The 7724-nt window shown below is 57.8% G+C and carries 7 protein-coding genes and 1 pseudogene; 2 read left to right on the top strand and 6 right to left on the bottom strand.

All coding sequences use genetic code 11. The annotated features are described in order from the left end of the window. The first annotated feature begins 190 nt into the window (after positions 1 to 190). On the top strand, positions 191 to 1318 hold the full coding sequence (locus tag PMI29_RS28920) for an NAD(P)/FAD-dependent oxidoreductase (protein WP_007993264.1): 1128 nt from the start codon (positions 191 to 193) through the stop codon (positions 1316 to 1318). Between the two features lie 90 nt (positions 1319 to 1408). Next, positions 1409 to 2050 carry a helix-turn-helix transcriptional regulator gene (locus tag PMI29_RS28925; protein WP_007993262.1) on the top strand — a complete coding sequence of 214 codons (642 nt, stop codon included), beginning with the start codon at positions 1409 to 1411 and terminating at the stop codon, positions 2048 to 2050. 130 nt (positions 2051 to 2180) lie between these two features. Here the strand turns inward: PMI29_RS28925 and PMI29_RS28930 are convergent, their stop codons facing one another. From PMI29_RS28930 to PMI29_RS28960, 6 genes and pseudogenes are all read right to left on the bottom strand, one after another. Continuing rightward, positions 2181 to 2957: an ABC transporter substrate-binding protein gene (locus tag PMI29_RS28930; RefSeq protein ID WP_007993260.1), complete on the bottom strand. Its 777-nt coding sequence runs from the start codon at positions 2955 to 2957 to the stop codon at positions 2181 to 2183. A gap of 302 nt (positions 2958 to 3259) precedes the next feature. Then, positions 3260 to 3712, bottom strand: coding sequence for a molybdopterin synthase catalytic subunit MoaE (moaE, locus tag PMI29_RS28935; RefSeq protein WP_007993258.1), 453 nt, complete (start codon positions 3710 to 3712; stop codon positions 3260 to 3262). Between the two features lie 3 nt (positions 3713 to 3715). Next, on the bottom strand, positions 3716 to 3958 hold the full coding sequence (gene moaD / locus PMI29_RS28940; protein ID WP_007993257.1) for a molybdopterin converting factor subunit 1: 243 nt from the start codon (positions 3956 to 3958) through the stop codon (positions 3716 to 3718). Continuing rightward, on the bottom strand, positions 3955 to 4428 hold the full coding sequence (moaC, locus tag PMI29_RS28945) for a cyclic pyranopterin monophosphate synthase MoaC (RefSeq protein WP_007972660.1): 474 nt from the start codon (positions 4426 to 4428) through the stop codon (positions 3955 to 3957). The genes moaD and moaC overlap by 4 nt, the downstream gene beginning before the upstream one ends. A gap of 1190 nt (positions 4429 to 5618) precedes the next feature. Continuing rightward, positions 5619 to 7013 carry a PhoH family protein gene (locus PMI29_RS28955; RefSeq protein WP_007993255.1) on the bottom strand — a complete coding sequence of 465 codons (1395 nt, stop codon included), beginning with the start codon at positions 7011 to 7013 and terminating at the stop codon, positions 5619 to 5621. A gap of 337 nt (positions 7014 to 7350) precedes the next feature. Beyond that, a pseudogene (locus PMI29_RS28960) lies at positions 7351 to 7724 on the bottom strand (polysaccharide deacetylase family protein); the annotation flags it as partial.

Here is a 7724-nt window from a genome sequence, read left to right as displayed (position 1 = left end):
GCGAGGGGGCTTGCCCCCGTTGGGTGGCGAAGCCGCCCCAAAATCGACGGCGGTGGTCACTCAGTAAAACCGCATGCTCAGGATTTGCGACTGCTGCGCAGTCGAACGGGGGCAAGCCCCCTCACCACAGAGTCCGGTTCCCACAGGTAGTAACCACAATTTTGGCATTTGCGCTCTAAAGGAGTCGTTCATGAGCCAGGCAGACTTCATCATCATCGGCGGCGGGATTGCCGGCGCTTCCACCGGTTTCTGGCTGTCGCAGCATGGCCGCGTGATCGTGCTCGAACGCGAATCCCATCCGGCCTATCACTCCACCGGCCGTTCGGCTGCGCTGTACACCGCAGCCTACGGCACCCCACAAGTGCGGGCGTTGACCCTGGCCAGCCGGGACTTTTTCGACAACCCGCCCAGCGGTTTCTGCGAGCACCCGCTGCTGACCCCGCGCGGCGAAATGACCGTGGACTTGACCGGTGACCCGGAAGAACTGAACAGGCAATACCAGAGCGCAAAAACCACGGTGCCGGAGATGCAATTACTCGGCGTCGACGAGGCCTGCGCGCTGGTGCCGATCCTGCGCCGGGAAAAAGTCCACGGCGCGATCTACGATCCAACCGCCAGCGACATCGACACCGATGCCCTGCACCAGGGCTATTTGCGCGGCATCCGCCGCAATCAGGGCGAAGTACACACCGACAGCGAAGTCGTCAGCCTGAGCCGCGATGACCAAGGTACATGGCACGTCCAGACCGGCACCCAGACGTTCAGCGCGCCGATCATCATCAACGCCGCCGGCGCCTGGGCCGACAAGATCGGCGAACTGGCCGGCGCGAAGCCGCTGGGGCTGCAACCAAAACGCCGTGCCGCGTTCATTTTCGCCGGCCCCGAAGGCGTGGACATCCACCATTGGCCGATGCTGGTCAGCCTCGACGAATCCTTCTACATGAAACCCGACGCCGGGATGTTCCTCGGCTCGCCGGCCAACGCCGACCCAGTGGAGCCCCACGACGTGCAGCCCGAAGAGCTGGACATTGCCATGGGCATCTACCAGATCGAAGAAGCCACCACCCTGAGCATTCGCCGCCCGACCCGGACCTGGGCCGGCCTGCGCAGCTTCGTCAGCGACGGCGACTTGCTGTCCGGCTTCGATCCACAGGTGCCGGGGCTGTTCTGGGTCGCGGCACAAGGCGGTTATGGCATCCAGACCTCGCCCGCCATGGGCCAGGCCAGCGCGGCACTGGTACGTGGCGCAGCGTTGCCCGAGTCGCTCGGCCACTTCGGCCTGAGTGCCGAAATGCTCTCCCCCGCCCGCCTCGGCTGATCCTGATCCTCAGGTGACGAGCCCCCACGATTACGGCACACTTTCAGCGCCCCTTTGATGGGGCGCTGACGCTGCCTGGAGTTCCACTGTATGAACGCCCCCGAAAAAGACTCCACCCCAAACACCACGTCGCTGGATAACTACCGGGCGATCGCCGATGCCATCGCCACGCTGTTCTTTCCCCACGCCGAAGTGGTGCTGCACGACCTGCGCACGCAAAAGGTCGACTACATCGCCAACAACCTGTCCAAGCGGGAAATCGGCGACGACTCGGCGCTGGAAGACATGCTCAGCGACGATGTCAGCGAACGAAACATCGGGCCGTACGAAAAGCTCAACTGGGATGGTCAGAAGATTCGCAGCCTCAGCACGGTGCTACGCGACAGCGAGGGTCATCCGCTGGCGGTGCTGTGCATCAACCTGAATATTTCGCTGTTCGAGAATGCCAAGGCCGCTTTGGATCTGTTCCTGTCGCCGACCAAGCTGATCCCGCAACCGGACTCACTGTTCCGCGATGACTGGCAGGAACGGATCAACACATTTCTCCACGCCTGGCTGCGCGAACGTCAGTTGAGCCTGAATCTGCTGACCCGCGACCACAAGCGTGAATTGGTGCTGGCGTTGCACGCCGAAGGTGCGTTCAAGGGCAAAAGTGCGTCGAACTATGTGGCCAATGTGCTGAACATGGGGCGGGCGACGGTGTACAAGCATTTGAAGGAATTGAAGGGCTGAGCCCCAAGAGATGTATTGGCTGGCAGGGCCTCATCGCGAGCAAGCTCGCTCCCACAGTGTCCGAGTCGTGCGCAAGAGATATGTACACCACTGAACCTGTGGGAGCGAGCTTGCTCGCGATAGCGGACTATCAGTCGCCGTAGATGTCAGACTTGAAGTACTTCTCGGAAATCTTCTGGTACTCGCCACTGCTGCGAAGGCCATCAATGGCCGTGTTCAGCTCGCTGACCAACTCGGTGTTGCCCTTGCGCACGGCAATCCCGGCACCTTCGCCCACATACTTCGGGTCTTTCAGCTCCGGCCCGACAAAGGCGTATCCCTTGCCACGCGGCATCGACAGGAAGTCATTGAGCGGAATGGTGTCGGCAAAAATCGCATCAAGGCGACCGGCTGCCAGATCCATGTAGATTTCTTCGTTGTTGCTATAGCGCTTGACGTTGATGCCCTTGGGCTCGAACACCTCGGTGGCGTAACGGTCGGTGGTGGTGGCGCGCTGCACGCCAACGGTCTTGCCCTTGAGACTTGCGTACTGGTCATCCACCACCGCGCCGTCCTTCATCACCAGACGCGACGAAGTGAAATAGTACTTGTGGGTGAAGTCCACCGACTTCTTGCGGTCTTCATTGATGGTCATGGACGACAGCGCCATGTCGATTTTCTTCACTTTCAGGGAAGGAATCAGACCGTCGAACTCGCCTTCGACCCACACACACTTGACCTTCATCTGCGCGCACAGCGCATTGCCGATGTCGTAGTCGAAACCGACGATTTCGCCTTTGTCGGTTTTCGAGGCGAACGGTGGATACGCCGCTTCGATACCGATGCGCAAGGTTTTCTCGGCGGCGAACACAGCGCTGCACGCCAACAGGCTCAAGGCCAGACCGGTGATGAGGGGGAACTTCTTCATGTTCGTTTTCTCGCGGTTGTTGTTGGTTTGGCAAGACAGAAGAAAAAGCTGAAACGGGTGGAATTTTTTGTACTTATAATTCCATCTTGGACTTTTATGTATTGCTCGTCAATCAGGCAAATGCAGCCCGTGCCGGCCGATGGTCGGGTGGTGAATCCGGGAGTGATTGGTTGAATCGAAATGCCTCATCGCGAGCAAGCTCGCTCCCACAGGTTCTGCGTCGTACACAAAATTTATGTTCGACCAGATCCACTGTGGGAGCGAGCTTGCTCGCGATGACTGACTAAAGAACGCAGCAGGAACTACTGCTTCCAGCGATCCGCCGCCGCATGATCACTGTCACGCCCTTCCACCCACCGTGGCCCATCGCTGGTGTTTTCTTTCTTCCAGAACGGTGCGCGGGTTTTCAGGTAGTCCATGACAAAGGCGCAGGCGTCGAATGCTGCCTGACGATGGGCGCTGGCCGCGCCGACGAAGACAATCGGCTCGCCCGGTTCCAGGGCGCCGATGCGGTGCAACACTTCCAGTTTGAGCAGCGGCCAGCGCTGCTCGGCCTCGACGGCGATCTTGCCCAGGGCTTTTTCGGTCATGCCGGGATAGTGTTCGAGGAACATCCCGGCGACGTCCAGGCCGTCATTGAAATCGCGCACATAGCCGACAAAACTCACCACTGCACCCACGCCGACATTGGCGTCGTGCATGGCGTTGACTTCAGCACCCGGATCGAACGCTGTGGACTGCACGCGAATGGCCATGGCTCAGCCTCCGGTCACAGTCGGAAAGAATGCCACTTCATCGCCCTCGCTGACCGGCTCGTCGAGCTGGCAGAGGTCTTCGTTGCGGGCGCACATCAGGTTCTGCTCGCTCAACACCTCGGCACCGTCACGCTGAGCCAACAGTGCGCGGACGTCGTCAACAGTGGCGAAATCGCCTTGAACCCTCATCGAGTCCAACCCCAGCGCTTCACGATAACGAGCGAAAAACTTCACGGTAACGTTCATGGCTGCTCCGCCTGGAAATGACCGCTCTTGCCGCCAACCTTCTCCAGCAGACGCACGCTTTCGATGGTCATGCCACGGTCCACGGCCTTGCACATGTCGTAGATCGTCAGCGCAGCGACGCTGGCGGCGGTCAGGGCCTCCATCTCGACGCCGGTCTGCCCGGACAGCTTGCAGCGCGCCACGATGCGCACCGAATCGTCACCTTCGGCACTGAGCTCGACCTTGACACCGGTCAGCATCAGCGGATGGCACAGGGGAATCAGATCGCTGGTTTTTTTCGCCGCCTGAATGCCGGCAATGCGCGCCACGGCAAACACATCACCCTTGGGGTGACCACCGCTGACGATCATCTGCAGGGTTTCGGGCAGCATGCGCACCAGCGCTTGGGCCGTCGCCTCACGGAACGTCACGGCTTTTTCGGTGACGTCGACCATGTTGGCGCGACCTTGGGAATCGAGATGAGTCAGCACGGATTTACTCCTGATCAGGAGCATCGATTGTAAACCTGTGGGTCAGATTTCCGCACGCACGATTGTCGGCCCACCACAAACCAATGTGGGAGCGGGCTTGCTCCGGGCGGCGTTCCGACGATAGCGGCCTGTCATTAACCCGAGATGTCGACTGACACACCGTCATCGCGAGCAAGCTCGCTCCCACAGGTGCCTGATACGCCCGGACTCGGTGGACAGTTTCAGATGCGATTCCTTATTAAGTTTTAAAAACACAAATTAAAGTCATACAAAACAACAGAAAGAAATGTAACAAAAACCTACTGAGCATTCGCTTTTTCTACCATCACCGATCAGTTTTAATTGGTGCACCAAGCGATAAGTTACTGATTACTTTATAACAAATTTCGACGTGAGAATTTTCCGTAAGTACGCACTCATGGCCCGCTATGAAACTTCCTACAACTGAATGTTAGACCGATTTGTTAATTCGAGAGAAACTGACCAACAAAGCTAACGATTCTAAAAATTTCAGTACTGAGGTATAGCATTAATTTTTTTCTACTGACCTCCGGCAGCAGCTCAACGGGGCAGGCCCTGCACGTCAACCATGGTGGCACACGGGAGGCTAGTCATGTCAGCGCGGACAATTTACTCAGGAAAACACATCGTAATCTCTCACTGCCGGGACTGTGATATCCCGGGCTACATGATTATTTCTCTCAAGCGAAAGATATTTAAACTTGAAGAGTTAAGTTCGACGGAAAGTGCTGAACTGATGAAAGGTTTAGTATTTACGGAGCGAGCCTTAAACACTCTATTCTCTCCTGAGAAAATATACATAATGCGTATTTCCGAGCTCAATCATGAGCTACATTTTCATGTTTTCCCCAGGTATGCCTCCGTGACCAAATTATATTTGGCGGAACACAATGAACGTATTATTGATGGCCCCTTCTTTTTCAGCTGGACACGAAAAAAGTTCAGTAGCTCACAGCCTGAGCCGACCCTGGAGGTATTGAACGCTCAATCAATTCTTACGGAAACCCTCAAGAGCTATTTTTCGCAATCTCGGTAAACAAGACTGCTTTTGGCCCCTGGCTTTGCAGAAACACATTCATCGGTATTGGGTCTGCCCTGAGGTACGGGCGCCTTTACGTCGCGTACAAAAAAACCGGGCGACCTAGCGGCCGCCCGGTTCCGGTGGACAGTTACAGATGCGATTCGGCGTATTCGGCCAGGATCGAACGTGGTACCCCTTGCAGGGTGATGTGCACCCCGTTCGGGAAGTCCTTGAAGCGCTCAGTGAGGTAGGTCAGCCCGGAGCTGGTCGCGGACAGGTAAGGGGTGTCGATCTGTGCCAGGTTGCCCAGGCACACCACTTTGGAACCGGCGCCGGCACGGGTGATGATGGTTTTCATCTGGTGCGGCGTGAGGTTCTGGCATTCGTCGATCAAAATCAGGCTCTGCTGGAAGCTGCGGCCCCGGATGTAGTTGAGGGATTTGAACTGCAACGGCACTTTGCTGAGGATGTAGTCGACGCTGCCATGGGTGCTTTCATCATCCATGTGCAAGGCTTCGAGGTTGTCGGTGATGGCGCCCAGCCACGGCTCCATTTTTTCCGCCTCGGTGCCGGGCAGGAAGCCGATTTCCTGGTCCAGGCCCTGCACGCTGCGGGTGGCGATGATACGGCGATAACGTTTGCTGACCATGGTCTGCTCGATCGCAGCGGCCAGCGCCAGGATGGTTTTACCCGAGCCCGCGGCACCCGACAGGTTGACCAGGTGGATGTCCGGATCGAGCAAGGCGTACAACGCCAGGCTCTGATAGATATCACGCGGCTTCAGGCCCCAGGCTTCCTGGTGCAGCAGCGGTTCCTGGTGCAGGTCGAGGATCAGCAACCGGTCCTCTTCGATCTCCTTGATCCAGCCGACAAAGCCCTGTTCATCGATGATGAACTCGTTGACGTGCACTGCCGGCAGGTTGTCGATCAACTGCACCTGATGCCAGGTGCGGCCGTGGTCCTGGCGGGTTTCGACCTTGCTCACGCGGTCCCAGAAGGAGCCGGTCATGTTGTGGTAGCCGTTGGGCAGCAAGGATACGTCATCGACCAGTTGGTCGGTGCTGTAGTCCTCGGCCGCGATCCCGCAGGCGCGCGCCTTGAGGCGCATGTTGATGTCTTTGGTGACCAGCACCACGGGCTTCTTCGGGTCGCGCGCGTGCAGATCGATCAGTTGATTGATGATTTTGTTGTCATTCAGGTGCTCGGGCAGAATCAGGTTCGGCTCGGCATGCTTGCTCATCAGAATTGACAGCAAACCCTTGGGTCCGCTTTTGCCACGCTGGATCGGCACACCCTGCTCGACGTCCTCGGGTGAGGCATCGCCCAGGGTCTTGTCGATCAGGCGGATGGCCTGGCGGCATTCGGCAGCAACGCTGTGATGCCCGCTCTTGAGCTTGTCGAGCTCCTCAAGCACGGTCATCGGGATCGCGACGTGGTGTTCTTCGAAGTTAAGCAGCGCGTTTGGATCGTGAATCAATACGTTGGTATCGAGTACATAAAGGATTGGCTGGTTGGAAGAAGAGCTACGTCCGTGATCATCCATACTCGGTCACCTTTGTGGGAGCCAGTCGACGCAATACCTTGGCGGTGCTGCGCCTCGAAGTGACTGCCGAATACACCTGCGGGGACTCAAGTGTTCTGCCTACATAGCTGGGTCTTGGGAGACGCCACCTGTGTTGCAGGTTTCGGCGGTCTGTCTTCGTAATACTCCAAAACGTGTGACAGAAAAAAGCACTTTGACGCTTTTTTGAAGTTTATTTTTCAGAATGACCAATAGCACTTGGCGGACTGCCATCACCCGTTTACAGTCGGAAGTCCACCTGCAACGAATCTCCTTCCAAAATCGCCAAAACCCCAATGTTTACGGGCTTTTGCCGTTTTCAGCGAAGCGCATCCTGGCAATCCTCCCAGCCGATCCCGACAGGCGCCGTTTGCGTAACCAGCCACGGCAACGCCGTTTTCACCCCGTCCTGCTTCACATTGAAATTGATCACGCCGTGCCGCCACAGCAGCATCAGGGTCAGCACCCGTTGCGCGCTCGGGTTGCCCTTGAGTTTGCCGGCGCCGTCCTGGGCGTCGATGTCCCACAGCGCGACCTGCAAACCCTGAGCCTTGAAGAAACCTTCGGCATCGGAACGGCGCTGACCATCGGGCGGACGGAACAGCGGCACGTAGTTCTCCGGCAGTTTGCTTTTGACCAGTTCGGCGCTGCGGCGCACCGAGTCCTGCCAGTCCTGCCAGTGGCTGGGGGGGG

The organism is Pseudomonas sp. GM49, assembly GCF_000282355.1.
Lineage (GTDB): Bacteria > Pseudomonadota > Gammaproteobacteria > Pseudomonadales > Pseudomonadaceae > Aquipseudomonas.
This window is presented reverse-complemented; position numbering and strand designations above follow the sequence as displayed.

Coding starts and splice junctions, on each gene's coding strand:
- PMI29_RS28920 (WP_007993264.1), top strand. CDS start 191: ATGAGCCAGGCAGACTTCATCATCATCGGCGGCGGGATTGCCGGCGCT.
- PMI29_RS28925 (WP_007993262.1), top strand. CDS start 1,409: ATGAACGCCCCCGAAAAAGACTCCACCCCAAACACCACGTCGCTGGAT.
- PMI29_RS28930 (WP_007993260.1), bottom strand. CDS start 2,957: ATGAAGAAGTTCCCCCTCATCACCGGTCTGGCCTTGAGCCTGTTGGCG.
- moaE (WP_007993258.1), bottom strand. CDS start 3,712: ATGGCCATTCGCGTGCAGTCCACAGCGTTCGATCCGGGTGCTGAAGTC.
- moaD (WP_007993257.1), bottom strand. CDS start 3,958: ATGAACGTTACCGTGAAGTTTTTCGCTCGTTATCGTGAAGCGCTGGGG.
- PMI29_RS28955 (WP_007993255.1), bottom strand. CDS start 7,013: ATGGATGATCACGGACGTAGCTCTTCTTCCAACCAGCCAATCCTTTAT.